This window comes from Herbaspirillum robiniae, assembly GCF_002213415.1.
Taxonomy (GTDB): Bacteria; Pseudomonadota; Gammaproteobacteria; order Burkholderiales; family Burkholderiaceae_D; genus Herbaspirillum; species Herbaspirillum robiniae.
The window spans coordinates 450,261-476,618 of sequence record NZ_NJGU01000006.1; the positions used below are offsets into that span (position 1 = coordinate 450,261).

Annotated in this window: 29 protein-coding genes; 17 read left to right on the forward strand and 12 right to left on the reverse strand. The window is 65.8% G+C overall.

The features are described from left to right. Positions 1 to 34: 34 nt before the first annotated feature. The 3 genes from alaS to ugpQ form a co-directional block, all read right to left on the reverse strand. Complete coding sequence (gene alaS, locus CEJ42_RS13455; RefSeq protein WP_088751402.1) at positions 35 to 2,659, reverse strand: alanine--tRNA ligase; 2,625 nt, start codon at positions 2,657 to 2,659, stop codon at positions 35 to 37. A 415-nt stretch (positions 2,660 to 3,074) separates the two neighbouring features. Further along, positions 3,075 to 3,293 (reverse strand): hypothetical protein, encoded by a 219-nt coding sequence (locus CEJ42_RS13460; RefSeq protein WP_079218556.1) that lies wholly within the window; start codon positions 3,291 to 3,293, stop codon positions 3,075 to 3,077. A gap of 237 nt (positions 3,294 to 3,530) precedes the next feature. Beyond that, positions 3,531 to 4,277, reverse strand: coding sequence for a glycerophosphodiester phosphodiesterase (ugpQ, locus tag CEJ42_RS13465; RefSeq protein WP_088751403.1), 747 nt, complete (start codon positions 4,275 to 4,277; stop codon positions 3,531 to 3,533). A 231-nt stretch (positions 4,278 to 4,508) separates the two neighbouring features. On the opposite strand from ugpQ, the gene CEJ42_RS13470 reads away from it, so the two are divergent. Then, a complete protein-coding gene (locus tag CEJ42_RS13470; RefSeq protein WP_088751404.1) occupies positions 4,509 to 5,678 on the forward strand; it encodes a sensor histidine kinase in 1,170 nt (389 codons plus the stop codon). Between the two features lie 26 nt (positions 5,679 to 5,704). Beyond that, positions 5,705 to 6,517 carry a LytR/AlgR family response regulator transcription factor gene (locus CEJ42_RS13475; protein WP_088751405.1) on the forward strand — a complete coding sequence of 271 codons (813 nt, stop codon included), beginning with the start codon at positions 5,705 to 5,707 and terminating at the stop codon, positions 6,515 to 6,517. A 61-nt stretch (positions 6,518 to 6,578) separates the two neighbouring features. On the opposite strand, the gene CEJ42_RS13480 is transcribed toward CEJ42_RS13475, so the two are convergent. Together CEJ42_RS13480 and CEJ42_RS25040 are read right to left on the reverse strand one after the other, a co-directional pair. After that, a complete protein-coding gene (locus tag CEJ42_RS13480; RefSeq protein WP_088751406.1) occupies positions 6,579 to 7,043 on the reverse strand; it encodes a DUF2269 family protein in 465 nt (154 codons plus the stop codon). Positions 7,044 to 7,242: 199 nt separating this feature from the next. Beyond that, positions 7,243 to 7,389 carry a hypothetical protein gene (locus CEJ42_RS25040; RefSeq protein ID WP_165774433.1) on the reverse strand — a complete coding sequence of 49 codons (147 nt, stop codon included), beginning with the start codon at positions 7,387 to 7,389 and terminating at the stop codon, positions 7,243 to 7,245. A gap of 248 nt (positions 7,390 to 7,637) precedes the next feature. Between CEJ42_RS25040 and CEJ42_RS13485 the strand changes: the two genes are divergently transcribed. Together CEJ42_RS13485 and CEJ42_RS13490 are read left to right on the forward strand one after the other, a co-directional pair. Next, complete coding sequence (locus CEJ42_RS13485; protein ID WP_079218551.1) at positions 7,638 to 9,389, forward strand: glutamine--tRNA ligase/YqeY domain fusion protein; 1,752 nt, start codon at positions 7,638 to 7,640, stop codon at positions 9,387 to 9,389. A 123-nt stretch (positions 9,390 to 9,512) separates the two neighbouring features. Next, entirely contained in the window at positions 9,513 to 9,875 is a 363-nt protein-coding gene (locus tag CEJ42_RS13490; protein WP_079218550.1) for a hypothetical protein, read from the forward strand. A 39-nt stretch (positions 9,876 to 9,914) separates the two neighbouring features. Here CEJ42_RS13490 and CEJ42_RS13495 read toward each other — a convergent pair whose 3' ends face one another. Beyond that, positions 9,915 to 10,928, reverse strand: a complete 1,014-nt coding sequence (locus CEJ42_RS13495) for a transporter (RefSeq protein WP_079218549.1) — start codon at positions 10,926 to 10,928, stop codon at positions 9,915 to 9,917. A gap of 156 nt (positions 10,929 to 11,084) precedes the next feature. Between CEJ42_RS13495 and CEJ42_RS13500 the strand changes: the two genes are divergently transcribed. Continuing rightward, entirely contained in the window at positions 11,085 to 11,489 is a 405-nt protein-coding gene (locus CEJ42_RS13500; RefSeq protein WP_088751407.1) for a hypothetical protein, read from the forward strand. Between the two features lie 18 nt (positions 11,490 to 11,507). Here CEJ42_RS13500 and CEJ42_RS13505 read toward each other — a convergent pair whose 3' ends face one another. After that, complete coding sequence (locus tag CEJ42_RS13505) at positions 11,508 to 11,741, reverse strand: EexN family lipoprotein (protein ID WP_079218548.1); 234 nt, start codon at positions 11,739 to 11,741, stop codon at positions 11,508 to 11,510. A 383-nt stretch (positions 11,742 to 12,124) separates the two neighbouring features. Beyond that, positions 12,125 to 13,420, reverse strand: coding sequence for a solute carrier family 23 protein (locus tag CEJ42_RS13510; protein WP_088751408.1), 1,296 nt, complete (start codon positions 13,418 to 13,420; stop codon positions 12,125 to 12,127). Positions 13,421 to 13,715: 295 nt separating this feature from the next. Between CEJ42_RS13510 and CEJ42_RS13515 the strand changes: the two genes are divergently transcribed. The 5 genes from CEJ42_RS13515 to sbcB all read left to right on the forward strand — a co-directional run bounded on the left by CEJ42_RS13515 (position 13,716) and on the right by sbcB (position 17,878). Continuing rightward, positions 13,716 to 14,147: a DUF2721 domain-containing protein gene (locus tag CEJ42_RS13515; RefSeq protein WP_079219350.1), complete on the forward strand. Its 432-nt coding sequence runs from the start codon at positions 13,716 to 13,718 to the stop codon at positions 14,145 to 14,147. Positions 14,148 to 14,273: 126 nt separating this feature from the next. Continuing rightward, positions 14,274 to 14,576, forward strand: coding sequence for an antibiotic biosynthesis monooxygenase family protein (locus CEJ42_RS13520; protein ID WP_079218546.1), 303 nt, complete (start codon positions 14,274 to 14,276; stop codon positions 14,574 to 14,576). 194 nt (positions 14,577 to 14,770) lie between these two features. After that, a complete protein-coding gene (locus CEJ42_RS13525; protein ID WP_079218545.1) occupies positions 14,771 to 15,355 on the forward strand; it encodes a DUF3828 domain-containing protein in 585 nt (194 codons plus the stop codon). A gap of 419 nt (positions 15,356 to 15,774) precedes the next feature. Next, on the forward strand, positions 15,775 to 16,329 hold the full coding sequence (locus CEJ42_RS13530; protein ID WP_088751409.1) for a YqhG/Tai3 family protein: 555 nt from the start codon (positions 15,775 to 15,777) through the stop codon (positions 16,327 to 16,329). A gap of 112 nt (positions 16,330 to 16,441) precedes the next feature. After that, positions 16,442 to 17,878 (forward strand): exodeoxyribonuclease I, encoded by a 1,437-nt coding sequence (sbcB, locus tag CEJ42_RS13535; RefSeq protein ID WP_088751410.1) that lies wholly within the window; start codon positions 16,442 to 16,444, stop codon positions 17,876 to 17,878. Between the two features lie 31 nt (positions 17,879 to 17,909). On the opposite strand, the gene CEJ42_RS13540 is transcribed toward sbcB, so the two are convergent. Further along, a complete protein-coding gene (locus CEJ42_RS13540) occupies positions 17,910 to 18,212 on the reverse strand; it encodes a DUF3861 domain-containing protein (RefSeq protein WP_088751411.1) in 303 nt (100 codons plus the stop codon). A 62-nt stretch (positions 18,213 to 18,274) separates the two neighbouring features. Continuing rightward, entirely contained in the window at positions 18,275 to 18,862 is a 588-nt protein-coding gene (locus tag CEJ42_RS13545) for a PadR family transcriptional regulator (RefSeq protein ID WP_088751412.1), read from the reverse strand. A 262-nt stretch (positions 18,863 to 19,124) separates the two neighbouring features. On the opposite strand from CEJ42_RS13545, the gene CEJ42_RS13550 reads away from it, so the two are divergent. After that, complete coding sequence (locus CEJ42_RS13550) at positions 19,125 to 19,706, forward strand: peroxidase-related enzyme (protein ID WP_088751413.1); 582 nt, start codon at positions 19,125 to 19,127, stop codon at positions 19,704 to 19,706. A 3-nt stretch (positions 19,707 to 19,709) separates the two neighbouring features. On the opposite strand, the gene CEJ42_RS13555 is transcribed toward CEJ42_RS13550, so the two are convergent. Then, on the reverse strand, positions 19,710 to 20,210 hold the full coding sequence (locus tag CEJ42_RS13555; protein ID WP_088751414.1) for a nucleoside 2-deoxyribosyltransferase: 501 nt from the start codon (positions 20,208 to 20,210) through the stop codon (positions 19,710 to 19,712). Between the two features lie 428 nt (positions 20,211 to 20,638). Between CEJ42_RS13555 and CEJ42_RS25045 the strand changes: the two genes are divergently transcribed. Beyond that, positions 20,639 to 20,788, forward strand: coding sequence for a hypothetical protein (locus tag CEJ42_RS25045; RefSeq protein ID WP_165774434.1), 150 nt, complete (start codon positions 20,639 to 20,641; stop codon positions 20,786 to 20,788). A 233-nt stretch (positions 20,789 to 21,021) separates the two neighbouring features. Here CEJ42_RS25045 and CEJ42_RS13560 read toward each other — a convergent pair whose 3' ends face one another. Continuing rightward, positions 21,022 to 23,484, reverse strand: coding sequence for an acyl-CoA dehydrogenase (locus CEJ42_RS13560; protein ID WP_088751415.1), 2,463 nt, complete (start codon positions 23,482 to 23,484; stop codon positions 21,022 to 21,024). Between the two features lie 333 nt (positions 23,485 to 23,817). Between CEJ42_RS13560 and ypfJ the strand changes: the two genes are divergently transcribed. From ypfJ to CEJ42_RS13585, 5 genes are read left to right on the forward strand one after another with little or no spacing between them, the layout of a single operon-like run. Then, positions 23,818 to 24,708, forward strand: a complete 891-nt coding sequence (gene ypfJ, locus CEJ42_RS13565) for a KPN_02809 family neutral zinc metallopeptidase (RefSeq protein ID WP_079218537.1) — start codon at positions 23,818 to 23,820, stop codon at positions 24,706 to 24,708. 7 nt (positions 24,709 to 24,715) lie between these two features. Next, a complete protein-coding gene (locus tag CEJ42_RS13570; RefSeq protein WP_079218536.1) occupies positions 24,716 to 25,096 on the forward strand; it encodes an MAPEG family protein in 381 nt (126 codons plus the stop codon). An 18-nt stretch (positions 25,097 to 25,114) separates the two neighbouring features. Next, the gene (locus CEJ42_RS13575) at positions 25,115 to 25,399 is read left to right on the forward strand and encodes a hypothetical protein (RefSeq protein WP_079218535.1); all 285 of its coding nucleotides are present in this window, start codon (positions 25,115 to 25,117) and stop codon (positions 25,397 to 25,399) included. Between the two features lie 36 nt (positions 25,400 to 25,435). Next, on the forward strand, positions 25,436 to 25,657 hold the full coding sequence (locus CEJ42_RS13580) for an RNA-binding S4 domain-containing protein (RefSeq protein ID WP_088751416.1): 222 nt from the start codon (positions 25,436 to 25,438) through the stop codon (positions 25,655 to 25,657). 2 nt (positions 25,658 to 25,659) lie between these two features. Continuing rightward, entirely contained in the window at positions 25,660 to 26,283 is a 624-nt protein-coding gene (locus tag CEJ42_RS13585) for a DUF924 family protein (RefSeq protein ID WP_088751417.1), read from the forward strand. Positions 26,284 to 26,358 lie beyond the last annotated feature (75 nt).

Here is a 26,358-nt window from a genome sequence, read left to right on the forward strand (position 1 = left end):
TCCGTGGCCTGTTGATGGGATCCTGGATTCAGGATCAGAGCTTGGCGCCAACCCAGTCGGACACACCCTTGAGTGCGTCGGGCAGGCCGGCCGGCTCGGTGCCGCCGGCTTGCGCCATGTCTGGACGGCCGCCGCCCTTGCCGCCCACCTGCTGGGCGACGAAGTTGACCAGCTCGCCGGCCTTGACCTTGCCGGTGGCGTCGGCGGTGACGCCGGCGATCAGGCTGACCTTGCCGTCCTTCACCGACGCCAGCACGATGGCGGCGCTCTTGAGCTTGTCCTTCAACTTGTCCATGGTCTCGCGCAGGGTGGCGACATCGGCGCCTTCCAGCGTCGCGGCCAGCACCTTGATGCCCTTGATGTCGACGGCCTGGGTCACCAGTTCGTCGCCCTGGCTTGCGGCCAGCTTGGATTTGAGCGCAGCCAGTTCCTTCTCCAGCGCACGGACCTGATCCTGCACCTGGCCGATGCGCGGCAGCAGTTCTTCCGGCTGGGTCTTCAGCGCGGCAGCGGCTTCGGCCACGCGCGAGGACAGCGACTGCACCAGCGCCAGCGCGCCTTCGCCGGTGACGGCTTCGACGCGGCGGATGCCGGCGGCGACGCCGCCTTCGGACACGATCTTGAACAGGCCGATGTCGCCGGTGCGCTCGACGTGGGTGCCGCCGCACAGTTCGGTCGAGGTGCCGATCGACAGCACGCGCACTTCGTCGCCGTACTTCTCGCCGAACAGCGCCATGGCGCCGGCGGCGATCGCGTCGTCATAGCCCATCAGCTTGGCGCCGGTGGCCACGTTGGCCAGCACTTCGCGGTTGACGATCTCTTCCACGCGGCGGATTTCCTCAGCGCTCATCGGGGCGTTGTGGCTGAAGTCGAAACGGGTCTTGTCGGCGTCGACCAGCGAACCCTTCTGCGACACGTGCACGCCCAGCACTTCGCGCAGGGCCTTGTGCATCAGGTGAGTGGCCGAGTGGTTGCGCATGGTGCGCGCGCGCTGGTCGGCATCGACCTTGGCTTGCACGGTGTCGCCCACGGCCAGGCTGCCCTGGATCAGTTGGCCGTGATGGCCGAACACGTCGGCCTGGATCTTTTGCGTGTCGGCCACGGCGAACAGGCCGCCGGAGGCTTCCAGCGCGCCGGCGTCGCCGCTCTGGCCGCCGGATTCGGCGTAGAACGGGGTGGTGTCCAGCACCACGATGGCGTCCTGGCCGGCGTCGATTTTCTGCACCGGCGAACCCGCCACGTACAGCGCGACGACCTTGGCCTGCTGCGCCAGCGCCTCGTAGCCGACAAATTTGGTCTTGTCGCCGGTGTATTCGATGGCCGCTGCCATCTTGAACTTGCCGGCGGCGCGCGCGGCGTTCTTCTGGCGCTCCATGGCGGCGCCGAAGCCGGCCTCATCCAGCTCGACATTGCGCTCGCGGCAGATGTCGGCGGTCAGGTCCAGCGGGAAGCCGTAGGTGTCGTACAGGGTGAAGGCGGTCTCGCCGTCCAGCTTGCCGGTGTTGGCGGCCAGCGCGGCTTCCAGGATCTTCATGCCGTGTTCCAGCGTCTCGCCGAAACGTTCTTCTTCCTGCTTCAGGACCATCTCGACGCGTTGGGCGGCTTCCGGCAGCTCCGGATAGGCCACGCCCATCTGCTCGACCAGGTCCTTGACCAGCTTGTAGAAGAACGGCTTGGTCTGGCCCAGCTTGTGGCCGTGGCGCAGCGCGCGGCGGATGATGCGGCGCAGGACGTAGCCGCGGCCTTCGTTGCCGGGGATGACGCCGTCGACGATCAGGAAGGAGGTCGCGCGGATGTGGTCGGCGATCACGCGCAGCGAGGCGTTGGACAGGTCGGTCTCGCCGGTTTCGCGCGCGGCGGCCTTGATCAGCGCCTGGAACAGGTCGATCTCATAGTTGCTGTGCACGTGCTGCAAGATCGCGGCCAGGCGCTCCAGGCCCATGCCGGTGTCGACGCAGGGCGCCGGCAGCGGGGTCAGCGTGTATTCGCCGGTGGCCGGGTCGAGCTGGCGGTCGAACTGCATGAACACGTTGTTCCAGATCTCGATGTAGCGGTCGCCGTCCTGCTCCGGGCTGCCCGGGGGGCCGCCCCAGATCTCCGGGCCGTGGTCGTAGAAGATTTCCGAGCAGGGGCCGCAGGGGCCGGTCTCGGCCATCTGCCAGAAGTTGTCGGAGGCGTAAGGCGCGCCCTTGTTGTCGCCGATGCGCACCACGCGCTCCGGCGGCAGGCCGATTTCCTTGGTCCAGATGTCGTAGGCTTCATCGTCGGTCTGGTAGACGGTGGCCCACAGCTTGTCCGCGGGCAGGCCGTAGACCTTGGTCAGCAGCTCCCAGGCCCACTTCAGCGATTCGCGCTTGAAGTAGTCGCCGAAGGACCAGTTGCCCAGCATCTCGAAGAAGGTGTGGTGGCGCGCGGTGTAACCGACGTTTTCCAGGTCGTTGTGCTTGCCGCCGGCGCGCAGGCAGCGCTGCACGGAAGCCGCGCGCACGTAGTTGCGCTTGTCGGAGCCCAGGAACACGTCCTTGAACTGAACCATGCCGGAGTTGGTGAACAGCAGGGTCGGGTCGTTACCCGGGACCAGGCTGGAAGACCGGACGACGGTGTGTCCTTTGGATTCAAAGAATTTCAGAAACTTATCGCGAATTTCGGCTGAGTTCATGTTCGAAGGCTGGTAATAGACGGTGCAAAAAATGATTGCGAACCGACGATTATACGTGATACTGCGCGGGAGAAGCAGCCCCGCGGCCATGGCGCCGGGGTTGCCTGCCGGACATCGCGGGCCGCCTCCCCGCTACCTCCCCGCTACCTCCCCGCTACCTCCCCGCTACCTCCCCGCTACCTCCCCGCTACCTCCCCGCCGCCGATGCCGCAGCAGCAACTGCGTCCGGCGTGACGCTGCCCTCGCCCCGGCGCGGGCGAAAAAAAACCCGTCGGAGTCATCCGACGGGTTACAGGTTTGGCTGATCCTCAATCCGGTGTGACGCGGTATCCGCGCACCCCGGCCCCTTAACAGTTCCAGCCGCCCCTTCCGGTAATGCCTTGCAGCCGACGACGCTGGCCGTCGGCCTGCGTGATCACGCGCCCTTGTTGATGGGCAGGGCCGGAGCCGCCTTCTTGGCGTGCTTCTTGTGCTTCTTGTGCTTCTTCGCCTTCTTGGCGTGCTTCTTGTGCTTCGGCGCCGGCTTGGCGGCCGGAGCTGCTGCGGCAGGAGCCGGGGCCGGTGCGGGCTGGGCCAGGACCGGCATGGCGAAGGCGGCGACGAGTACGGCTGCCAGCAGTTTGTTGATCTTCATCGTTTTCCTCTATCTCTCAGTGTTGTGTGCTCCACAAGTCCACCGGCGCTCTCACATGCACCGGCCTTGTGCTTCCTTAACGTGCCTGCCCGCAGATCGTTGACAGCGTCCCGCTCCCCCTTCGGCGCGCACGCCGGCTCGGGCGGCAAGGAAATCATAGCCAGAGCCGGGCGATTCAGTCCCCCGGTAAGAGCCCGATTTGCCGCTTAATTCGACGCAGCGCCGCGCGCCCTTGTTCTACCAGGCGTCGGCGGGAATGAGGTCGATGCGGTCGGTGCAGAAGGCATCCACGCCCCAGCCCCTGATCTCGGCGGCGCGCGCCGGGTCGTTGACCGTGTAGCAGAACAGGCCGTAGCCGGCCGCCTTGACCTGGCCCGCCAGCGCCGGGGTGAGGTTCTTGTGGCTGGTGTGCAGCGCCACCGCCTGCAGCTGCGCCAGGCGCGCCTCCCAGTCGTCGGGAATCACGTCCACCAGGAAGCCGCGCGGCAGATCGGGCGCCGCCTCCTTGGCTGCCATCAGGGCCTCGAACGAGAACGAGGACAGCACCGGCAACGACGCCTGCAGCGACACGCCGGCAAAGCGCCGTGCGACCGCCTGCGCCGCCAGCTCGCCGGTGCGGCGGGCATGTGCTGCGGCGGCCGGCTTGATCTCGACGTTCATCCAGATGCCGTGCTCGAGGCAGAAGTCGAGCCCCTGCTCCAGCGTGCACAGGCGCTCGCCCGCAAACGAGGCATCCAGCCAGGCGCCGGCATCGAGCTCGCGCAGGACCGCCCAGTCGGTCTCGGCGATCAGGCCTTCGCCGGGCAGCGTGCGCCCGCGCCTGGGGTCGTGCATCAGGATCGGCACTTCGTCGCGGGTGAGCATGACGTCGAACTCCGCCGCGCGGTAGCCGTGCTGCAGGCCGGTGCGAAATCCTGCCAGCGTGTTTTCCGGCGCCAGCGTGCCGCCGCCCCGGTGGGCGAGAACCTTGGGATAGGGCCACATGTTCATTCTCCGTTCGTGTTGTCCGGCATCGGCGCCGGCCGGCGCATAAGGTAGAGCAGATCGCGCCGCGCTTCAAGCGCTTCGCGCCGGCCGCGGCGCATTTCGTCGCGCCGCGCTGGCCGGCGCGGCCCGGCTGCGGCATTGTGCGGCCATGGCGCCACGGCTGGACTGTGGCCCGGGGAATCGGGATACTATGCACGCCCGCGCCCCGTTTCACTGAATCGCACACGAATGAATCAACGAGATACCTCCGTCCCGCCCCGCCTGGCCCTGCTGCTGCGTGAGCTGGCCAAATCGCTGCTGCCCACGCTGGTCATCAACCTGATGTGCGCGCTGGCGGTCACCTACCTGATGCGCATCGGCGACGGTTTCTACTCCAACCTGCAGATCGCGATGTGCATCGGCATCCTGGCCATGCTGCTGATCAACGGCCTGCGCCTGGCGATCTGGGGCGACGGCGAGCCGCACAAGGTCGGCTTTGCGCTCATGCTGGTGGTGATGGCGCCGCTGTCGGTGCTGCTGGGCCGCCTGCTGGCAAGCTACCTGATGGGACACCCGATCGCCACGCTGATGCCCGAGCACAGCGACAACATCATCGGCGTGATCGTGCTGACCTTCCTGGCCTGCTTCGGCGCCGCCTTGTTCTTCTGGAACCGCGAGAAGATGGCCGCGCTGCAGGCCCACGCCAGCCAGGTCGAGAAGCAGGCGGTGCAGGCCCAGCTGCAGATGCTGCAGGCGCAGATCGAGCCGCACATGCTGTTCAACACCCTGGCCACGCTGCAGACCCTGATCGCCTCCGAACCGCTGCACGCGCAGCAGATGCTGGACCAGCTGATCCAGTACCTGCGCACCACGCTGTCGGCCTCGCGCGCGGACAGCACCTCGCTGCAAAAGGAATTCGACCTGATCAAGGCCTATCTCGGCCTGATGTCGCTGCGCATGGGTATGCGCCTGTCGTACACGCTGCAGCTGCCGGAACACCTGGGCCGCCTGCGCCTGGCGCCGATGCTGCTGCAGCCGCTGGTGGAAAACGCCATCAAGCACGGCCTCGAACCCAAGGTGGACGGCGGCAACTGCACCGTGCGCGCGGCCACCCACAACGACATGCTGGTGCTGTCGGTGTTCGACACCGGCGTGGGCCTGCCCACCGGGGTCAGTTTCAACCAGCCCTCGCCCGCGTTGCGGCTGGCCGCGATGACCGGCAAGAAGGAGCCCGAGATCGGCATGCACTTCGGCCTGGAAAACATCCGCGAACGCCTGGTCACGCTGTACGGCCCGCTGGCCGAGCTGATCATGACGCACAACGTCCCGGCCGGGGCGATGGCGCAGATCACGATTCCGCTCAAGGCGCTCAAGGCCGCGCACCGCCCGGTGCGCGGCGCGCGCATCCTCGACAACTGAAGCGCCTTTCCTCCACGGGAGCCGGCATGCCGCAACCGACCGCACTGATCGCCGAAGACGAACCGCTGCTGGCCAATGCGCTGCGCCAGGCGCTGCAACGCACCTGGCCCGAGCTGGAGGCGCCGCACATGGCCGCCAACGGCATCGAGGCGCTGGAGCAGGCGCTGGCGCTGCTGCCGGACGTGCTGCTGCTCGACATACGGATGCCGGGACGCAGCGGGCTGGAGGTCGCGCGCGAACTGGCCGACGCCTGGCCCGCCGGGCGCCCTTTCCCGCTGATCGTGTTCGTCACCGCCTACGACAACTACGCGGTGGAAGCCTTCGAGCGCGCGGCCGTGGACTACCTGCTCAAACCGGTCAACGACGCGCGCCTGGGCGCCACCGTCGCCCGCCTGAAGGCGCTGCTCGATCAACGCGCCGCCGGCAGCCAGGACGAGCATCTCGAGCGCGCGCTGGCGCAGCTGCGCCGGCTGGCCTCCCCGGATACAGCCGAGGCCGAGGCCCAGCCGGCGGCCAGGCTGGACATCATCCGTGCCGCGGTCGGCAACCAGGTGCGCATGATCCCGGTAAGCGACGTGATCTACTTTGAAGCCACCGACAAATACGTCAACGTGGTCACCGCCGACGGCCAAGCGCTGATCCGCACCAGCCTGCGCGAGCTGATTCCCCAGCTCGATGCGCAACAGTTCTGGCAGGTGCATCGCGGCACCGTGGTGCAGGTGCGCCACGTGCAGGCGGCGGTGCGCGACGAAGCCGGCAAGATGTCGCTGGTGCTGCGCAACCGTTCCGAGAAGCTGGCCGTCAGCCGGCTGTTCAGCCACCTTTTCAAACAGATGTAGCGGACGTGAAAAAGCCGCGTCGTCCCCGGGACGAGCGCGGCCGCCGTCTGGTCCATCCGCCTCAGACCGGTTTGGCCACCATCAGCCAGGCTGCCGCCAACGGCATCAGCGTGGCCAGCGCGCCCGCCGCCGTCCACACCAGCGCCAGCCTGCGATAGGCCTGCGGCACCGGCGCATCGTCCGGCAACGGCGCCAGCAGGCGCGCCTGCTTCCACTGCACCGGCACCAGCACCGCCAGCCACAGCACGCCGGTGGCGATGAACAGACCCGACGCCGTCGTCAGCCAGAAGCTGCCCGTCACGCCGCCGAACGCCGGCGCCATCGCATGGCCGGCGCCGGCCAGCAGCACGATTGCGCCGAAGGTAAACACCAGGTCGGCCCAATTGGTGACCCTCACGGCAAAGCGGATCACGGCCAGTTGCCCGGTGCGCTCGGCCAGCGTTTTCCAAAATGCGGTGACGATGATGTTGCCGAGAAAAAGAACGGCGCCCAGCAAGTGGATGGCTTTGACGGTGGTCGGCGACATGGCGGGTTTCCTTGCGGAGCGTGAACGATGCGCCACTGTCGCGCGCCGGGCGGCCGATGGCCAGCGCCGTGCGACGAATGGGGAATCCGCAGCCGCCAAATGAAAAAGGCGGTCACCGGAATGTCGGTAGCCGCCTTCGCCTCGCCATCTTGCCGTGCGAGAATATTTCCCAAAAGATATTTATCGTGCCGTCCTGTCCTCAGCGCCCGTAGTAGTAGCCCGGGCCCGGTCCGTAGTAAGGACGGTAGTAATGCGGATGCGGCGGGCCGGCCGGCACCACCACACAAGCGGACAAGGTGGCTGCCGCAACGCCCGCGGCCACCAGCAGTTTGACGATTCGTTTCATGATGCCCTCCTTGGTTTCTGAGCGGTTCCGGGTCGGCGCCAGGGCCGATCCATGACGGCAGATTGCCACCCGCGCGCCATGACAGGTAATTCGCACCCGTATCATCTGTAACAGAATGAGGGCGGTCGCCGATGTATTGAACGGCGGCAAAATTTCCGCCGCACATCGCCGCAAAGGCCGATGAAAACGGGCGCGTGCGGTAAAATGCTTGCCATCTGTATAAATAGGCTTTCCTCCCGATTCATCCCATGAGCAACGAACTGAAAAACGGACACACACCTGCGCCCTCCACCAATTTCCTGCGCGGCATCATCGAAGCCGACCTGGTCTCCGGCACCTACGCCGACCGCGCCACCCAGGAAGGCCAGGCGCTGCCGCAGGTGATCACCCGTTTTCCGCCCGAGCCGAACGGTTACCTGCACATCGGCCACGCCAAGTCGATCTGCCTGAACTTCGGCCTGGCGCGCGACTACGCCGGCCGCTGCCACATGCGCTTCGACGACACCAATCCCGAGAAGGAAGAGCAGGAGTACGTCGACACCATCCTCGACTCGGTCAAGTGGCTGGGCTTCTCGTGGGAGCATGAAGGCAAGCCCCACCTCTACTACGCCAGCAACTACTTCGACACCATGTACGCTGCCGCCCAGGCGCTGATCCGCAAGGGCCTGGCCTACGTGGACGAGCAGAACGCCGAGCAGATGCGCGAGAACCGCGGCACCCTGACCGAACCGGGCAAGAACTCGCCGTGGCGCGACCGCGCGGCCGACGAGTCGCTGCGCCTGTTCGAGGAAATGCGCGACGGCAAGCACCCGGACGGCTCCATGATCCTGCGCGCCAAGATCGACATGGCCAGCCCCAACATGAACCTGCGCGATCCGGCCATCTACCGCATCCGCCACGCCACCCACCACAACACCGGCGACAAGTGGTGCGTCTATCCGATGTACACCTTCGCGCACCCGATCGAGGACGCGCTGGAAAACATCTCGCACTCGATCTGCACGCTGGAGTTCGAAGACCAGCGCCCGTTCTACGACTGGCTGCTGGAGCAGCTGTCGCAGGAGGGCTTCTTCAAGAAGCCGCTGCCGCACCAGTACGAATTCGCGCGCCTGAACCTGACCTACATCATCACCAGCAAGCGCAAGCTGCGCCAACTGGTGGATGAGAAGATCGTCGCCGGCTGGGACGACCCGCGCATGCCCACCATCGTCGGCCTGCGCCGCCGCGGCTACACGCCCGAGGCGATCCGCCTGATGAGCGACCGCACCGGCGCCTCCAAGAACAACAGCTGGATCGACTTCAGCGTGCTGGAAGGCGCGCTGCGCGAAGACCTCGACCCCAAGGCGCCGCGCGCCGTGGCCGTGCTGCGCCCGCTGAAGCTGATCATCGACAACTTCCCCGAAGGCCAGAGCATCGACTGCAGCGCGCCGGTCTACCCGCCCGCGCATCCCGAGCACGACACCGCGCACCGCCACTTCCCGATCACCAAAGAACTGTGGATCGAGCGCGAGGACTTCATGGAAGAGCCGACCAAGGGCTACTTCCGCCTGTTCCCGGGCAACAAGGTGCGCCTGCGCTACGGCTACGTGGTCGAATGCACCGGCTGCGACAAGGATGAACACGGCAACGTCATCGCCGTGCACTGCAACTACTTCGAAGACAGCAAGAGCGGCACCGAGGGCAGCTCGAACTACAAGGTCAAGGGCAACCTGCACTGGGTCAGCGCCGAGCATGCGCTGGCCACCGAGGTGCGCCTGTACGACCGCCTGTTCTCGGATCCGCATCCGGACGCCGGCGGCAAGGATTTCCTGGCCGCGCTGAACCCGAACTCGAAGGAAGTGATCACCGCCTACCTGGAGCCGACCCTGAAGAGCGCCCAACCCGGCGAGATCTTCCAGTTCGAGCGCCACGGCTACTTCGTCGCCGACCGCGTCGATTCCACCGAAGGCAAGCCGGTATTCAACCGCGCCGTCACGCTCAAGGACAGCTGGGGCAAGTAAGCACAGGCAGCACCGGCAGTACCACGGCGAGGGCCGCGCAATCGTTTCCGGGGGCGCGCGGCCCATGCCACAAGACACCGGCCGCAGCGGCCGGCATCAGCAGGAACAAGCAAGAGGGGAATCATGTTCGAGCAGATCAAGATCCAGCGCATGTCGATGGGCACCATCTACAAGCTGCTGGCCATCGGCACCACGTTTTCGCTGGTGCCGTTTTCCGTGCTCATGGGCGTGCTGTCGCTGTTCGGCGCGCAGACCATCACCTGGGACGGCAAGCACCTGATCGGCTACGACGGCCTGATCGCCTCGCCCTTCATCGGCCTGTTCCTGTCGGGATTCATCACCCTGTTCCTGGGCACGCTGTGCACCATCGGACTGTGGCTGTATTCGCTGTGGCGCCCGCTGGCGCTGCGCGTGGAGCCGGTGGACAACCTCGACATCGACCGCCTCATCCGCGAGAGCGAAGAGGCCATGGCCGAGCGGGAATAAGCCGCTTGCGGTTCGCGCCGGCCGGGCGGCCGGCGCGCCTCAGAATATCCGCATCCACTTGAGCAGGGCCACCGTGGCCACGCCCAGGCCGCCCATCACTCCCATCACGATCCAGAAGGATCCCTCGTCGTGCAGGCCCGGCAGGCCGGCGACGTTCATCCCGAAAATCCCCGACACCAGCGTGGCCGGCATCAGCAACGCGGTCAGCACCGACAGCGCCATCAGGTTGCGGTTCATCTGTTCCGACATCTGCGAGGCGATCTCTTCCTGCAGCAGCTTGGCGCGTTCGTAGACCGCCTCCACCGTCGAATGCAGTTCATTGAGCTCGTCGAGCGCGTGGGTCAGGTCTTCCATCGCCTCCAGCGGCACCCATGAGGGGCGCAGCCGGTTGAACTGCGCCAGGATGCGGCGCTCCGGCGCGATGAAGCGGCGCAGCTCGGCCAGCTGGCGGCGGATGCCGGAAAGCTCGGCGCGGTCTTCCGGACGACGGTCCGACAGCACCGAGAATTCGATGTCGTCGACCTTGTCGTTGAGATGGTCCAGGCGCGAATTGAAACCGTCGGCCAGGCAGCGCAGCAGCTCGGCGAACAGGTCCATGGTGTTGTCGAACTCGCCGCCGTCGAGCACCTTCTGGCGCAGCATGTTGGTCGACAGCAGCGGCTGCGTGCGCAGCGTGAGCAGGCGCGAGCGGTCGAGGTAGAAATGCAGCGCGCCCTTCTCGGTGCCGGTGTCGCCGATCTCCATCTTCATGTCGGTCAGCGTGCCGTAGACGCCGTCGGGCGTGGCGTGCAGGCCGGGATGGGTGTCGTTGCTGAGCAGGAACTCGGTGATGTATTCGGGAATGCCGCTGTGATGCTGCATCCAGTGCTGGATCTTCACGTCGGCGGTCTTCACGTGCAGCCAGCTGAAGGACGGCGCAACGGTGTGGCAGTCGAGCACCTCGTTCCACTTCATCTGGGCGGCGCGGCCTTCGTCGAAGCGGAAGGCGCAGATGAATCCGGCCGGCTCGTAGAGCAAATGCAGGGATTGCGTGGTTTCCGGCGGGTTGTGCATAAGCGGCCAAGGTGGATCTGGGGACGAGGCATTCTAACGAGCGACTTTGACAAATTTGTGACAGAGCCGTGACTGCGCCTGCCAACGCCTCGCGGCAGAACTTTTCCCGTCCGCGGCCGCTCGCACCCATGTCGACCACCACCAACAAGGAGAACAATGATGACAGGAAACAAACTCGCCGCCGGCCTGCTGGCGCTGGGCCTGGCCTTGGGCGCCACCGGCGCGTTCGCGCAGGCCGCCGCCCCGCAATACATGAACGGCGGCATCGGCGAAGGCGAACAGGACGCGATCAAGGCCGCGGCCAAGGATTACAACCTGCACCTGCTGTTCGCCCAGAACAACGGCGAATACATCAGCGACGTCAAACTCGAGATCAGCGACGCCCACGGCGCTACGCTGCTGACCTTGCCATCTGCGGGCCCGATGACCAACGTCAGACTGCCGCCCGCGAAGTACAAGGTCGCCGCGACCTACAAGGGCCAGACGAAGGAGCAGCAGGTCACGGTGAGCGAAGGGAAGACCAGCAACCTGTCGTGGCGCTGGGACGGCGCGGGCAAGTAGCCCGCGCGATGAAGGGGATCAGTAGTTGAAGTTGCGGTTGCCGTAGGCTTCGCGCGCCGCGTCGCAGACCCTGATCTGGGTCGGGCTCATGCCGGAGGTGCCGTTCAGGGAGCACTGGTCGGAGACCGACTTGGCCTCGTCGATATGCTGGCGGAAATAGGCGTAGTCCTTCTTGCCGGCGACGGCGTCGCAGGCCGACAGCAAAGGCATGGCGGCGCACAGCAGTGCGCACAGGCTGATGGTCTTGTTCATGCTGCGGTTCCCCTTGAGGCGGTGCGGGCGTAGCCCTGAGAAGCGAAAGTGAAGAAGCGCAGAAGCGCGATCTGGAGGCAAGATCGACTGGCGTCTGCGAGCGTCTTTGGTCCTGCGGCGGAGCAATCCCCTGCCCCGCATCCAGCGAGTCCGGCATCCCTCCCCGGGTGCCTGGATAGTTGGCGCGCTCGCTGCAACGCCGCAAAGTATAGTCAGCAAATCCGGATTGCTCAACGGAAATCTTCTGCCTGGCCGCTGTATTCCCCGGTTTGGCCTGCGCTGTATCGCCGCCGATGACAACATCGCGGCAAAAGCTTGTACAAATGAAAAGGGCCGGTCTGCATGACCGGCCCTGTTGCTTGTCGGAACGCTACGACCGCGCCTCAACCGCGACGCCGCAGCAGCGCGTACAGGATGATGGCGCCGAAGGTGGCGGTACCGATGCCGCCCAACGCGAAGCCGCCCAGCTTCAGCGTGAAGTCGCCGGCGCCCAGCACCAGGGTCACGGCGGCCACGATCAGGTTGGTGTTGTTGGAGAAGTCGACCTTGTTCTCGACCCAGATGCGCGCGCCGGAGACGGTGATCAGGCCGAACACCACGATCGACACGCCGCCCAGCACCGCGCCCGGAATGGTCAGGATGACCGCGCCGAACTTGGGCGAGAAGCCGAGCAGGATCGCAATCACCGCCGCCACCACGAACACCAGCGTGGAGTAGATCTTGGTCACGGCCATCACGCCGATGTTCTCGGCATAGGTGGTCACGCCGGTGCCGCCCACGCTGCCCGAGAGCATGGTGGCCAGGCCGTCGCCGATGAAGGCGCGGCCGATGTAGCGGTCCATGTTCTGGCCGGTCATGGCCGAGACGGCCTTGATGTGGCCCAGGTTTTCCGCCACCAGGATGATGGCCACCGGCGCCAGGAGCGCCATCGCGCTGCCCTGGAACACCGGGGTCGCGAAGTGCGGCACGCCGAACCAGGCGGCGTTGGCGACGACCGAAAAGTCGATCGGCTTGCCCAGCCCGGCGCCGTTGGTCAGGATCGCATAGATCACATAGGCCAGCAGCAGGCCGACCAGGATCAGCAGGCGCTGTAGCATGCCGCGCGTAAACACCGCCACGAAGCCCACGCACAGCACGGTGGCCAGCGCCATCCACGAGTCGAAGCTGTTGCCGGAGACGCCCTTGACCGCGATCGGCGCCAGGTTCAGGCCGATCACCGCCACCACCGAGCCGGTCACCACCGGCGGCATCAGCGATTCGATCCAGCGCGTGCCCACGCCCGAGACGATCAGGCCGATCACGGTATAGGCCGCGCCGCAGGCGATGATGCCGCCCAGCGCCACGCCCAGGTTGGCGTTGGGGCCGGAGCCGGCATAGCCGGTCACGGCGATCACCAGGCCGATGAAGGAGAAGCTGGAGCCCAGGTAGCTCGGCACGCGGCCGCCCACCAGCAGGAAGAACAGCAGCGTGCCCACGCCCGACATCAGGATCGCCAGGTTGGGATCGAACCCCATCAGCAGCGGCGCCAGCACGGTCGAGCCGAACATGGCCACCACGTGCTGCACGCCCATGGCCAGCGTCTGCGGCGCGGGCAGGCGCTCATCGGCGGCGATGACGGTCCCCTGACCGTCGTTGGTGCCGCTGCGCAGCCGCCATTGGGGGAAATAAGAACCCGGCATGGATATCCCTTTCGTTATGGATTATTGGATTTTGCTTGACGGGGGCTAGTGTATTGAGCGGCAGGCCAAATAACAATTGGTCTGGCGGGCCGCGCGGCAAAAAATATCAAAAAGATTTTCCGCCGCGCGCCGGCTGCTGCGCGGCGGTGCAAAAAGCGGGGATGGTGCATCGGCCCGCCCCAAAAAAGACGGCCGGCGATGCGCGCGGGAAGCCGCGGCATGCGAGGCACGGGCATGCTTCTTGCGCCTCGGGAACGGTTAGAATCACGCCGCCACGCAAGAGAACAAGATGCACATGATGAACCTCACCACCCCCGCCCTGCTGTTTCCCGCCACCTCGTTGCTGCTGCTGGCCTACACCAACCGCTTCCTGGTGCTGGCCCAGCTGATCCGCAACCTGCAGAACCAGGACAAGGACGACGGCCGCGACCGCGTCATCCGCCAGATCCTCAACCTGCGCAAGCGCATCGTGCTCACGCGCTACATGCAGGCGCTGGGCGTGTCGAGCTTCATCATGTGCGCCGTCTCGATGTTCCTGATCTTCATCGAGCGCGACCACATGGCCGAGGCCTTCTTCGGCATCAGCCTGTTCCTGCTGGTGATGTCGCTGCTCGTCTCGCTGTGGGAAATCACGATCAGCACGCGCGCCATCGAGATCACGCTGGAAGACATGGAGCAAAAGCTGCGCGCCGCCTCGGCGATCGCCCCGCGCCGCACGCCGGAGTGAAGCCTTTTCACCGGCCGCGCGAATTTTCTTGAACGCCGGCCGCCGGGGAAAATGTGATAATCGGGCGGCATTGCCCCGCATGGCAGACATGCGCGGGCGAGCCCACCCTCGACAATGGAGACCCACATGATCCTGGAACTGGCGGACATCCGCATCCAACCCGGCAAGCAAGCAGAATTCGACGAAGCCATCCAGCGCGGCATCGCGCAGACCATCGCAAAATCCAAGGGCTACCTCGGCCACAAGGTGCAAAAAGGCGTGGAGTCGCCCGAGCGCTACCTGCTGATGGTGCACTGGGCCACGCTGGAAAACCACACCGTGGACTTCCGCGAATCGCCCGCCTTCACCGAATGGCGCGGCATCGTCGGCCCCTTCTTTGCCGGCGCGCCCACCGTCGAGCACTTTGCGCTGCTGACCGAATCGGCCTGATATCCTGTGGCCTGCCGCCCGCCAGGCGGGCCGCGGAACGAATGTTTCCCGGCCCGGACTAACGGGCTTGCAGGCCGCGCGCGGAGATCCCGACGGCTTGCCGGAATGACAAGCGCGCAGGCACGATCGCGCGCCCTCCCCGCCATGCACAGCCACAACAAGAGCGAGCGCCCCGCCGCACGCCAGGAATCCGGATGACCAGACTGCCCCGCCTCATTGCCCCTCACGTACGCCGCCGCACCCGCCTCATGGCAGGCGCCTGTTCACTGGGCGCGGCGCTCGCGCTGGGCGGCTGCAACAACTTCAGCGGCGAAGAGCAACGCCAGGCCGAGGTGATCGGCGCCTTCTACAACATCCATATCAAGAACGCCATTCCCGGGCTGCCGTCGGCCGACGAACTGCGCCAGTACCAGCCGCTGGTCAGCCGCGCGCTGTTTTCGCTGCTCACGCAGGCCGAGGCCGCCGATGCGCGCTATCACGCCGCAGCCGGTAGCCAGGCGCCGCCCATCATCGAGGGCGACCTGTTCACCTCGCTCTACGAAGGCGCCACCTCCTTCACCGTCGAGTCATGCGACACCGAAGACAGCCGCTCCTCCTGCCAGGTCGCCTTCCGGTACAAGAAGGACGGCGCCGAGGAAGCCTGGAACGACAAGGTGCTGCTGGTGCGCGAAGACCAGCACTGGCGCATCGACGACATCGAGTTCATCGGCAACGACCAGTCCTCGCAACGCGAATATCTCACCGACACCCTGGCCGACGCCATCAAGGAAGGCGGCTGAACGCCGTTACCGGTGCAGCGGCGGCAGGCGCATCTATCGGCGACATTTCCCGGTTGACAACATTTGTCCGCGAAACGCCCGCAACGCAGCCGCAGGCGGCGGAATTGGCGGACTTTTGGCGATGTGTTCTCGGCCTCTTCCGTAGCGCAAAGGGCGTAAGCTTGCCGTGAAGAATGCTTGTCGTTTTTGCCACCGCCATGCGGTCCGGCGAAACCGGAAATCGGGGATCTGCCGGCCCAGGGCCGGAAACTCTGCAGGCAATGACATCGGGACCCGCGCCCGCGGACGGCAGGCTTTGCCGCCCGCGGCTACGCGCGTGCGCTGCTGCGGCGTCGCCCATGCGGCGCGGCATCGAACAGAATACGAAACGGCAATACGTGCCGCTTCCGGCGAGGAAGCGCACAAAGGGAGAACGGATTGTGAAGCGGATCGGCAAAATACTCATCGTCGCGGCAAGCCTGTTGCTTGCCGCCTGCTCGGGCAACGACGAGGGCAAGGCGAAGGAGCTGGTCAACGATTTCTATCAGTCGCACCAGACCGCGCACCCGTCGGGCGCATTGACGCTCAAGGAACTGATCACCTTCCGCCGCTTCCTGTCGGTGCCGCTGTTCGACCTGCTCAAGGATGTCTCGGTGGCCGAGGAGGCGCGCGTGGCGCAGTCCGCGGCCGACCCGCTGCCGCCGCTGTTCGAAGGCGACATCTTCACCGCCAATCCGGCCGGCGCCTCGACCTTCCGCGTGCTCAAGTGCGAGATGCAGGAACGCGAAAGCACCTGCTCGGTGGAGCTGATCTTCAGCGACGCCAAGCTGAAGTCGCCGTCGAAGTGGATCGACAAGGTGCAGCTCACCCGCGACGCCCGCGGCTGGGTGATCGACAACATCGACTACGCCGGCGGCGCCGCCCCGATGCGCAGCGGCAACCTGCAGGACGCGCTGCGCAAGCTGTTGAAGCGCGATACGCCGCCGCTGCAGTAATCCCTTCCCTGCCGTTCGAAAATCCGCTCCGCAATGGCGCCGCAAGGCTGCCTGCGGGCTCGGAGGCTCTATAATCGCGCGATCGACTTTTTACAGCCTGCACAAACGCGCGATGTCCAACCATACCTTCCTCTGGCACGACTACGAAACCTTCGGCGTGGTCCCGCGCCGCGACCGGCCGGCGCAGTTCGCCGCCGTGCGCACCGATGCCGAACTCAACGAGATCGGCGAGCCGATCATGATCTACTGCCGGCCGGCCCCGGACTTCCTGCCCGACCCCGTGTCCTGCCTGATCACCGGCATCACGCCCCAGCATTGCCTGGAGCAGGGCCTGCCCGAGCATGAGTTCGCCGCGCAGATCGAGCAGGCGCTGGCCGAGCCCGGCACCATCGGCGTGGGCTACAACACCATCCGCTTCGACGACGAGGTCACGCGCTTCATGTTCTGGCGCAACCTGATCGACCCGTACGCGCGCGAGTGGCAAAACGGCTGCGGCCGCTGGGACCTGCTGGACGTGGTGCGCCTGTGCTACGCGCTGCGCCCCGAGGGCATCCACTGGCCGACCAAGGAAGACGGCAGCGTCAGCTTCAAGCTGGAGCAGCTTTCCAAGGCCAACGGCCTGGTGCACGAGGCGGCGCACGATGCGCTCTCCGACGTGCGCGCCACCATCGCGCTGGCGCGCCTGATCCGCGAGAAGAATCCGCGCCTGTTCGACTTCGCGCTGGCGTTGCACAAGAAGGACAAGGCGGCTGCCGAGATCGGCCTGCCGGTGAACAAGCCCTTCCTGCACGTCTCGGGCATGTTCCCGGTGGCCAATGGCTGCCTGGCGCTGATGTGGCCGCTGGGCATGCACCCGACCAACAAGAACGAGGTGATCGCCTGGGACCTGTCGGCCGACCCGACCGAACTGGCGACACTGGACGCGGCCGCCGTGCGCGAGCGCATGTTCAGCAAGCGCGACGCCCTGCCCGAGGGCGTCACCCGCCTGCCGGTCAAGAGCATCCACCTGAACAAGTCGCCGATGGTGGTGGGCAGCCTGAAAACCCTGAGCGCGGCGCGCGCGGCCGAGCTGGGCATCGACGTGGAGGCGGCGCTGCGCCATGCCGACCTCGCCGCCGCCCTGCCCGACCTGTCGGCGCTGTGGCGCGAGGTCTTCCATCGCGAGCCGGAAGGCACGCCGGATGTGGACGAGGATTTGTACGGCGGCTTCATCGGCAACGGCGACCGCCGCCAGCTGCAGCAGCTGCGCTCGCTGCCGCCGCAGGAACTGGCGCGCACCAGCGTGGCCTTCGACGACGCGCGGCTCAACGAGATCCTGTTCCGCTACCGCGCCCGCAACTTCCCCGACACGCTCAGCGCCGAAGAAGCCCAGCATTGGGAAGAACACCGCGCGGCGCGCCTGTTCGACGGCGCCGGCGGTGCGCGCACCATCGCGCAGCTGTTCGAGGAAATCGACCGCCTGCAGGAAGAAGCGGACGACGAACGCACCCAGGACGTCCTGGGCGCGCTCTACGATTATGCGGAGATGATCGCGCCGGCCAACATGTAGGCGGCGCGGCTGCGACTGCAGCCGTGGCCGCTCACTCGGTGGCCGGGCGTCCCTGCGACTTCAGCTTGCCGATGAATTCGCGCATGGCCGGCTGGATCTCTTCGAACAGCGGGTGCTTGCGGTTCTTCAGCATGACTTCCGAAAACAGCTTCAGGCCCAGCGCCAGCTGCGCGCTGGTGTCGGCGTCGAACTGGCCGTTGCCGCGGATGCGCTCGATGATGGCGAAGATGTCGTCGTGGTTGCCCGCCTCAAAATTCAGCGGCGCGTGCTGCTGCTGGCCTTCGGAGGCGGTGGCCAGGTGCTCCAGGGTGATGCGGTAGCGATGTTCTTTCATGGTTTCCCTTTCAACGATGCTTGGCAGGCGCCGATCCCGCGCGGGACGGCGCCTGTCGTCAATCAGCTGCGCTCGACGGCCACTGCGGCCTGGTCGATGATGTCGACGATGGCGTGCAGCTCTTCCTTCGTCAGGCGGCCCCGGGCCAGGCGCGCATGCAGCGCCATGCGGAAGTTCTGCACCGCGCGGCGCAGCTCCGGGGAATCCTCGTCGGGCCGTTCGGCGCGGCGGATCTCGAACTTGCGCAGCACCTGCTGCAGCATTTCATTGTTCTCCTGCAGATGCGCCTGGCCTTCGGCGGTGATGCTGTAGAGCTTCTTGCCGCCGTCTTCGTTGCCGACCGAGGCGTAGCCCATTTCTTCCAGCAGCGTCAGCGTCGGGTAGACCACGCCCGGGCTCGGGCTGTAGCCGCCGCCGACCAACTGCTCGATGGCCTTGATGATTTCATAGCCGTGGCGCGGCTTTTCCTGCAACAGGTGGAGCATCACGACGCGCAATGCGCCCTGCTCGAACATGCGCGCCCCGCGGCCGCCTTCGCCGCGCTCCCGCGGGCCGCGCTCCTCGAACATGCCGCCGCCATGATGCGGGCGGTCAAAACGGTGGTGGTGTTTGCCGCCGTGGCCGGCGCGCGCCATCAGATGTCTGAACATGGTGTTTCCTTTTCGTCTGGTTCATAAAAATCGACTTCATCAAACAGAAGCCGTGTATCGATCGATGGATCCAAGATATATCTTAGAAATAGCAAAATCAAGATATATCTTAATAATATTTTTAGTTGCCATTCTGACATCATTGAACACGCGCACCCGCGCATCGTCAGCCGGGCGACATTGACCGGGCGCCGGAAGTGGTAACTTGGAGGCCAGCCGGCGCGCCAACGACGCCGCGACGCAAACACCCAAGGAGACCGTCATGCCCCAGCTGCCCATCGGCCGCTTCCCCGTGCCTGAACTGAACGACCTTCCCGAAGACATCCGCGCCCGCATCCTGGCGGTGCAGGAGAAATCGGGCTTCATCCCCAACGTCTTCCTGGTGCTGGCGCACCGCCCTGACGAGTTCCGCGCCTTCTTCGCCTATCACGACGCCCTGATGGACAAACCCGGCAAGCTGACCAAGGCCGAGCGTGAAATGATCGTGGTCGCCACCAGCAACGCCAACCAGTGCCAGTACTGCGTGGTGGCGCACGGCGCGATCCTGCGCATCCGCGCCAAGGACCCGCTGGTGGCCGACCAGGTCGCGATCAACTATCGCAAGGCCGATATCACGGACAAGCAAAAAGCCATGCTGGACTTCGCCCTGAAGGTGTCGGCCAGCGCCTGGGCGGTCAATGAGGAGGATTTCGGCGTGCTCAAGCGGCACGGTTTTGGCGAGGAAGAAGCCTGGGACATCGCCGCGATCGCGGCTTTCTTCGGCATGTCGAACCGGCTGGCCAACGTGACCAGCATGCGGCCCAACGACGAGTTCTACCTGATGGGGCGGGTGCCCCTGCAATAAGGATCAGCGCGACGCCGCGTGCCAGCGCGCCACCAGCGCCAGGCAGGCGCGCAGGTCGCCGCGCACCAGTTCGCAGGCATGCGCCAGCATCAGGTTGCGCGGCAGCCCGAAGTCCTCGATCAGCATGCCGTCCCGGCAATAGCCGGGCTCGGCCTGCGGCACCTGCGCCAGCAGATCGGCCTCGGGCGTGTTGTAGCACCACACCTTCTTGCCGCGCCCGACCGCGTAGCCGATCTCGAACACCGTACCCGAATCGGGCTCATGGCCGCGGAAGTTGCACACGTTCGCCACCACGTAATCGGCCGACTCGATCAGCGCCATGTTGATGTCGAAGATCCCCCGCGAAATCTCGGGCTTGCTCGCCCCTGTCACCTCATCATCGCCCGGACAAAGCGCCGCCAGCCCCAGCTCCGCGCACCATTGCTTGATGCGCGCCTTGTGCTGCGCATAGTCGCGCTGGAAAACGTCGGGGCCGGCCATGTAGATGCGGGGGATGGTGGACATGCTGATGTAAGGAGGTGTTGTGAGCGGTGGAGGATACGCCAGATTCTGACGGAATTGGGCAGTGCATGTTGCGGCTCCCTGACGGCGGCAACTCGCCTGAGCGTCGCTGATGGAATCCGGCCCTGCTTTCGCGGACGGTGCTCCGTTTCGACCGGAGAAAGATGGAACGAGCGCCAGTACATCAGCACGTAGCTAGACCAGACTGCGCCCAGGGGACAACCGCATGCACGCTGGCTTCGATACGCCGCACAGCGGCTACTCAGTCCGAACGAGGTTCTCAGAAGCGCGACGAACGACACTGGATCCCGGCCTTCGCCGGGATGACGGATTAAACAGGATAGCGAGTCTGCACATCGAAGCCGGAGTCGAAGTGCAAGCGCTAACGACAAAGGCCAAGCAGATAAAGGGGATCGCGAGCAACCGCCCCAATGCCGCAGGCGAGCGGCAAGCACCGCGAGGCCGAAGGCGAGCACGAAAAGAAACAAGGCAAAGCCGCAGGCGAGCCGGATCGGAAGTCCGCTTCTGCCCAGCCGCTGAACCGCGCGGAAAAATGGATCAGAAAGGAGGCCGGAGCGTAGCGACTTGCCTCCTTTCCCATTTTTCCGTGCGGTTCAGCGGGCACCCCGAAAGGGGCTGGGCGGTAGCGGCCGCCTTCTTTTGCTTACTTTTCTTGGCGGAGCAAGAAAAGTGAGCGGCTGCCGGGCCGCCCCCGGCGCTCCGCTTCGACCGGAGAAAGATAGGCATAGAGCCAGTACATCGGCATGCAGCAAGACCAAACTACCCAAACCCAGCTCAAGCCATCAAAAAACCATCAAGGCAACCGCCCCAAAATCTCATTCCGATCAAAATCCGCAGAAAAATCATCCACCTGCACCGTCAAATCACCATAGTGCGCAAACTCATCCAGCGCCGCCCGCTCGGACTCGGAGATGAACCCGCGCTCAAAGGCCAGCGCATTCCATCCTTTCATCTCGATCAGGCTCTGCGGCATAGGCGGCAAAGCGCCATCCATGACATCCTGCTTCAGGCGATGCTCCAACTGCTGCACCACGGGCGTGAGCGCAAACGCCCGCTCCCCGCATGCCAGCGGATCCTCGCCCTTGGGCAGGTAGGCGTCGGCAAGCAGCCGCTCGCGCGCGGCGCCGGGCTTTTGCATGGCCTTGGCCACCAGCGTACCCAGGGCGTCGGTGGGCTTACGATAGATCAGCCCCAGCGGGAAGATCACCACCCGCAAACCGAACGCGATCCACGGATTGGGGAAATTCTGCAGCACGTCGATGATCGCCTCCTGCGCCCGGTGCAGGGCGTCCTGCACCGACCACTCCACGAAGGGCAGATCCTCCTCCTGCCGCCCCTCGTCCTCATAGCGCTTCAGGGCCGCCGACACCAGGTAGAGCTGCGACAGCACATCGCCCAGCCGCGCCGAAATGCGCTCGCGGAATTTCAGCGTCCCGCCCAGCACGCCCATGCTCACATCCGTCAGCAGGGCGAAGGCCGAAGAAAGATGCACCACGGCGCGGTAATAGCGCTTGGTCTGGCGCGCCGCGTAGGAGGTGGACGGCAGCAGCCAGCCGCAGCTGATGCCGCCGACGAACGCGCGCGCCTTGTTGGCGGCAACGAAGGAGAGGTGCGCGAACAGCAGCCGGTCGAACTCCTGCAGCGCGCGCTCCTGGCTCTCGTCGCCGGCCGCGGCCAGCTCCTGCAGCACATAGGGATGGCAACGGATCGCACCCTGGCCGAAGATGATCAGGCAGCGCGTCAGGATGTTGGCGCCTTCCACCGTGATGGCGATCGGGATCTGCTGATAGGCGCGCGCCAGGAAATTGCCCGGCCCCATGCAGATGCCCTTGCCGCCGATCACGTCCATGCCGTCGTTGACCACGATGCGGCCACGTTCGGTGACGTGGTATTTGGAAATGGCGGAAATCACCGAAGGTTTCTCGCCGGCGTCCACCGCCAGCGCCGACAGGCGCCGCGTGGCGTCCATCATGTAGAGGTGGCCGCCCATGCGCGCCAGCGCCTCCTGCACGCCCTCGAACTTGCCGATCTCGATCTTGAACTGGCGCCGCATGGCGGTGTAAGCGCTGGTGCCGCGCACTGCCAGCTTGGAGAAGCCGACGTTGGACGAAGGCAACGAGATGGCCCGGCCCGCGGCCAGGCATTCCATCAGCATGCGCCAGCCGCGGCCGACCTGGGCCATGCCGCCGATAACCCAGTCCATCGGGATGAACACGTCCTGCCCCTGCGTGGGGCCGTTCTGGAACACGGCATTGAGCGGCCAGTGGCGGCGGCCGGTGACCACGCCGGGATGGCTGGTCGGAATCAGCGCGCAGGTGATGCCCGGCTCCGGGTTGTCGCCCAGCAGGCCATCCGGGTCGCGCACGCGAAAGGCCAGGCCCAGCACGGTCGCAACAGGCGCCAGCGTGATGTAGCGCTTGCTCCAGCTGACGCGAAAACCGAGCGTCTCCCGGCCCTCATGGACGCCGCGGCAGACTACGCCGATGTCGGGAATCGCGGCCGCGTCCGACCCCGCATAGGGGCTGGTCAGCGCAAAGCACGGGATCTCGAGCCCGGCCGCCAGGCGCGGCAGGTAGTGGCTCTTCTGCGCCTCGGTGCCGTAGTGCAGCAGCAGCTCGGCCGGACCCAGCGAATTGGGCACCATCACCGAGATCGCCGCGGCCGAGCTGCGCGAGGCCAGCTTCATGATGACCTGCGAATGCATGTAGGCCGAGAATTGCTTGCCGCCGTACTGGCGCGGGATGATCATGCCGAGGAAGCCGCGGTCCTTGATGAACTGCCAGGCCTCGGGCTGGATGTCCTGGTGCTTCACGGTGGTGTCCCAGTCGCTGACCATGGCGCACAGCTGCTCGACCTCGTTGTCCATGAAGGACTGTTCTTCCGGCGTCAGGCGCGGCGGCGAGATCTCGAACAGGCGGCGCCAGTCGGGCTTGCCGGAAAACAGCTCGGCATCCCACCAGACGGTGCCGGCCTCGATGGCGTCGCGCTCGGTGGAGGACATGCCGGGCATGATCTTGCGGAACATGTCCAGCGCCGGCCGGCTGATCAGCGATTGCCGGATCGATTTCACCGCCACCAGGATGGTCGGCGTAAAGAGCAGGATGGCCAGCAATACCATCACCGGCAGCTCGACGCCGGCCAGCGGGCCGCCCAGCCAGATCCACACCGCCTCGGCCAGCAGCCAGGTCCAGGCATTGACCCGCGCCATCATCAGCGCCAAGCAGCCAGCCACGAGAATGACGAGCCATAAGATCATGTGAAGCCTCCAGTTCTGTTTTTTGTTCGAAAGGCGACAGCGGGGGCGCCCTGCCTTGCCGGGCGCCGCGCTTTATAGTCCCACCAAATTGCATCGCCGCAAAGAATTTCCGTTTTTACGCTGCAACATACCGCGCGCCTTGTCGCCCGGGCAATCGGACAGTGCCGCCAGCGCGCCGTCAGACAAAACCGACAAGCGGCGCCGCCGGCGTCGCGTTTTGTTACAGATCTGACCCCATCGGAGCGCCTGCGGTTCATCCCGCCGGCCCCGGCCTCCATTACAATCGCGCCATGGCGCCGGCAGCGGCGCAGGCTTCAGGCAAAGGAACACATCATGAAATGGGAAGGCAATCGCGAGAGCGACAACGTGGAAGACCGCCGCGGCGAGGATGGCGGCTACGGCGGCGGAGGCGGAGGTTTCTCCTTCGGCGGCCGTTCGATCGGCCTGGGCACGGTGGCGGTGGCGCTGGTGGCGTCCTATTTCCTGGGCGTCAATCCGCTGACGGTGCTCAACCTGCTCTCCGGCGGCAGCGGACCGGCGCCGGTCCAGCAGCACGCCCCGGCCCACAAGCCGCCGCCGGACGACCAGATGGCGCGCTTCGTCTCCACCGTGCTGGCCGACACCGAAGACACCTGGGGCCCGATCTTTGCCGCCAACAACTCGCAGTACGTGCGGCCCAAGCTGGTGCTGTTCTCCGGCAGCACGCCGACGGCCTGCGGCACCGGCCAGACGGCCACCGGCCCGTTCTACTGCCCGGGCGACCAGAAGGTCTACATCGACCTGTCCTTCTATGAACTGATGAAGCAGCGCTTCAAGGTCTCCGGCAACTTCGCCCAGGCCTACGTGATCGCGCACGAGGTCGGCCACCATGTGCAGCACCTGCTGGGCATCTCCGACAAGGTCGACCGCGCCCGCCGCAATGCCGGCGAGAAGGAGTCCAACGCGCTGTCGGTACGGCTGGAACTGCAGGCCGACTGCTTCGCCGGCGTCTGGGCCTTCCACGCCGACCAGGCGCGCCATATCCTGGAACAGGGCGACATCGAGGACGCGCTCAACGCCGCCTCGGCCATCGGCGACGACGCCCTGCAGCGCCAGGCGCGCGGCACCGTGGTGCCCGACTCCTTCACCCACGGCACCTCGGCCCAGCGCGTATCCTGGTTCAAGCGCGGCATCACCGAAGGCAAGGTGAGCGCCTGCAACACCTTCGCGGCCAAGCAGCTGTAACAAACGCATGCCTATCTCCTACTGGTGCATCCTGATCGCCGGCATGCTGCCCCACCTGACCGTGGCGGTGGCCAAGTGGGGCAAGCGCGACTTCGACAACGCCGAACCGCGCGCCTGGCTTGAAAAGCAGACCGGCCTGCGGCGCCGCGCCGACTACGCGCACCGCAACCACCTGGAGGCCTTCCCCTTCTTCGCCGCCGCGGTGCTGGTGGCGCAGCAGGCCGGAGGACTGCAGGAGCGCATCGACCTCGCCGCCATGCTGTTCATCGCCGCGCGCGTCGTCTACACCGTGCTCTACCTGACCAACCGCTCCACCGCCCGCTCGGCGGTCTGGATCCTGGGCCTGGCGTGCGTGCTGTCGCTGTTCGCGATCGCCGCCGCGGCCTGATCGATGACAAGGACCAAGATGGCAAACGCCTACGAACCGCAGCTGGCCTCCATGCGCGAAGTGCTGACCCGCCTGCAGCAGGGCCAAACCGGCATCGCCGACCTGTGCACCGCCTGGCGCGCCCGCGGCGACGTCATGGCGGCGTTGCCGCCGCGCTACCTGCAGGTCGCCGAAGACCTGCTGGGCCGCCTGGAAGCAGGCAGCCTGTTTACCGAAGAAAGCTGCTCGTTCAGCCAGAAAGACCTGACCGACAGCCTCAGCACCTGGCTCGACAAAGCCGGGCAAACCCTGGCGCAGGCCTGAGCCCGCGCCCCACGCAAGAACCCTGAAAGAAACACGATGCAAAAAATCTCCTTCCCGCTGCAAGGCCATCCCTACGTCGAGCTCAACCAGCTCCTGAAGCTGTGCGGCCTGTGCGACAGCGGCGGCGCCGGCAAGCAGCTGGTGGCCGAGGGCGTGGTCAAGGTCAACGGCAAGACCGAATCGCGCAAGACCTGCAAGATCACCGCCGGCCAGAAGGTGGCCCTGGGCGACGTCGTGATCACCGTCACGCAAGACTGAGCATGGCCGCATCCGCACAAGAACAGGCCGGCGCGGTCCTCGATTTCTGGTTCGGCCCCGGCTGGGCCGCCGCTTCCGCCTCGCAAGTGGCCGAGCGGCAGCAGCGGCTGTGGTGGAGCAAGAACCCGGAGATCGACGCCCAATGCCGCACGCGCTTCGAACCGCTGCTCCAGGACGCCGCCGCCAACCGGCTGGCGGACTGGGCCGACGAGCCGTACTCGATGCTGGCGCTGATCCTGCTGATGGACCAGTTCCCGCGCAACATCTACCGCGACACGCCGCAGGCTTTCGCCTTCGACGAGACCGCGCGCCAGTACACCCACCTGGCGCTGGCCATGGGACTGGAACAGGAGCTGCCGGCGATTGCCCGCGTGTTCATCTACATGCCGCTGGAACATTCGGAAGACATCGAGGACCAGGAATATTGCCTGCAGCTGTTCCGCGCGCTCGCCAGGCAGGCCGATGATGCCGACCGCAAGCACTTCGACGGCTACGCCGACTATGCGAAGAAACACCATGCCGTGGTGGAACGCTTCGGCCGCTTCCCGCACCGGAACAAGATCCTCGGCCGCGCCTCGAGCGCCGAGGAAACCGCCTTCCTGCAACAGCCCGGCTCCTCCTTCTAGGCATCGCTGCAATCGGCTTCGACGGCCGCGAAGAACTACTTCGACGCCGTGAAGAAATAAGCGCCTCCCCTGCGG

Bases quoted from the DNA above. Each gene is read 5' to 3' on its own strand.
- alaS (WP_088751402.1), bottom strand. From the start codon at position 2,659: ATGAACTCAGCCGAAATTCGCGATAAGTTTCTGAAATTCTTTGAATCC.
- CEJ42_RS13460 (WP_079218556.1), bottom strand. From the start codon at position 3,293: ATGAAGATCAACAAACTGCTGGCAGCCGTACTCGTCGCCGCCTTCGCC.
- ugpQ (WP_088751403.1), bottom strand. From the start codon at position 4,277: ATGTGGCCCTATCCCAAGGTTCTCGCCCACCGGGGCGGCGGCACGCTG.
- CEJ42_RS13470 (WP_088751404.1), top strand. From the start codon at position 4,509: ATGAATCAACGAGATACCTCCGTCCCGCCCCGCCTGGCCCTGCTGCTG.
- CEJ42_RS13475 (WP_088751405.1), top strand. From the start codon at position 5,705: ATGCCGCAACCGACCGCACTGATCGCCGAAGACGAACCGCTGCTGGCC.
- CEJ42_RS13480 (WP_088751406.1), bottom strand. From the start codon at position 7,043: ATGTCGCCGACCACCGTCAAAGCCATCCACTTGCTGGGCGCCGTTCTT.
- CEJ42_RS25040 (WP_165774433.1), bottom strand. From the start codon at position 7,389: ATGAAACGAATCGTCAAACTGCTGGTGGCCGCGGGCGTTGCGGCAGCC.
- CEJ42_RS13485 (WP_079218551.1), top strand. From the start codon at position 7,638: ATGAGCAACGAACTGAAAAACGGACACACACCTGCGCCCTCCACCAAT.
- CEJ42_RS13490 (WP_079218550.1), top strand. From the start codon at position 9,513: ATGTTCGAGCAGATCAAGATCCAGCGCATGTCGATGGGCACCATCTAC.
- CEJ42_RS13495 (WP_079218549.1), bottom strand. From the start codon at position 10,928: ATGCACAACCCGCCGGAAACCACGCAATCCCTGCATTTGCTCTACGAG.
- CEJ42_RS13500 (WP_088751407.1), top strand. From the start codon at position 11,085: ATGATGACAGGAAACAAACTCGCCGCCGGCCTGCTGGCGCTGGGCCTG.
- CEJ42_RS13505 (WP_079218548.1), bottom strand. From the start codon at position 11,741: ATGAACAAGACCATCAGCCTGTGCGCACTGCTGTGCGCCGCCATGCCT.
- CEJ42_RS13510 (WP_088751408.1), bottom strand. From the start codon at position 13,420: ATGCCGGGTTCTTATTTCCCCCAATGGCGGCTGCGCAGCGGCACCAAC.
- CEJ42_RS13515 (WP_079219350.1), top strand. From the start codon at position 13,716: ATGATGAACCTCACCACCCCCGCCCTGCTGTTTCCCGCCACCTCGTTG.
- CEJ42_RS13520 (WP_079218546.1), top strand. From the start codon at position 14,274: ATGATCCTGGAACTGGCGGACATCCGCATCCAACCCGGCAAGCAAGCA.
- CEJ42_RS13525 (WP_079218545.1), top strand. From the start codon at position 14,771: ATGACCAGACTGCCCCGCCTCATTGCCCCTCACGTACGCCGCCGCACC.
- sbcB (WP_088751410.1), top strand. From the start codon at position 16,442: ATGTCCAACCATACCTTCCTCTGGCACGACTACGAAACCTTCGGCGTG.
- CEJ42_RS13540 (WP_088751411.1), bottom strand. From the start codon at position 18,212: ATGAAAGAACATCGCTACCGCATCACCCTGGAGCACCTGGCCACCGCC.
- CEJ42_RS13545 (WP_088751412.1), bottom strand. From the start codon at position 18,862: ATGTTCAGACATCTGATGGCGCGCGCCGGCCACGGCGGCAAACACCAC.
- CEJ42_RS13550 (WP_088751413.1), top strand. From the start codon at position 19,125: ATGCCCCAGCTGCCCATCGGCCGCTTCCCCGTGCCTGAACTGAACGAC.
- CEJ42_RS13555 (WP_088751414.1), bottom strand. From the start codon at position 20,210: ATGTCCACCATCCCCCGCATCTACATGGCCGGCCCCGACGTTTTCCAG.
- CEJ42_RS25045 (WP_165774434.1), top strand. From the start codon at position 20,639: ATGCCGCAGGCGAGCGGCAAGCACCGCGAGGCCGAAGGCGAGCACGAA.
- CEJ42_RS13560 (WP_088751415.1), bottom strand. From the start codon at position 23,484: ATGATCTTATGGCTCGTCATTCTCGTGGCTGGCTGCTTGGCGCTGATG.
- ypfJ (WP_079218537.1), top strand. From the start codon at position 23,818: ATGAAATGGGAAGGCAATCGCGAGAGCGACAACGTGGAAGACCGCCGC.
- CEJ42_RS13570 (WP_079218536.1), top strand. From the start codon at position 24,716: ATGCCTATCTCCTACTGGTGCATCCTGATCGCCGGCATGCTGCCCCAC.
- CEJ42_RS13575 (WP_079218535.1), top strand. From the start codon at position 25,115: ATGGCAAACGCCTACGAACCGCAGCTGGCCTCCATGCGCGAAGTGCTG.
- CEJ42_RS13580 (WP_088751416.1), top strand. From the start codon at position 25,436: ATGCAAAAAATCTCCTTCCCGCTGCAAGGCCATCCCTACGTCGAGCTC.
- CEJ42_RS13585 (WP_088751417.1), top strand. From the start codon at position 25,660: ATGGCCGCATCCGCACAAGAACAGGCCGGCGCGGTCCTCGATTTCTGG.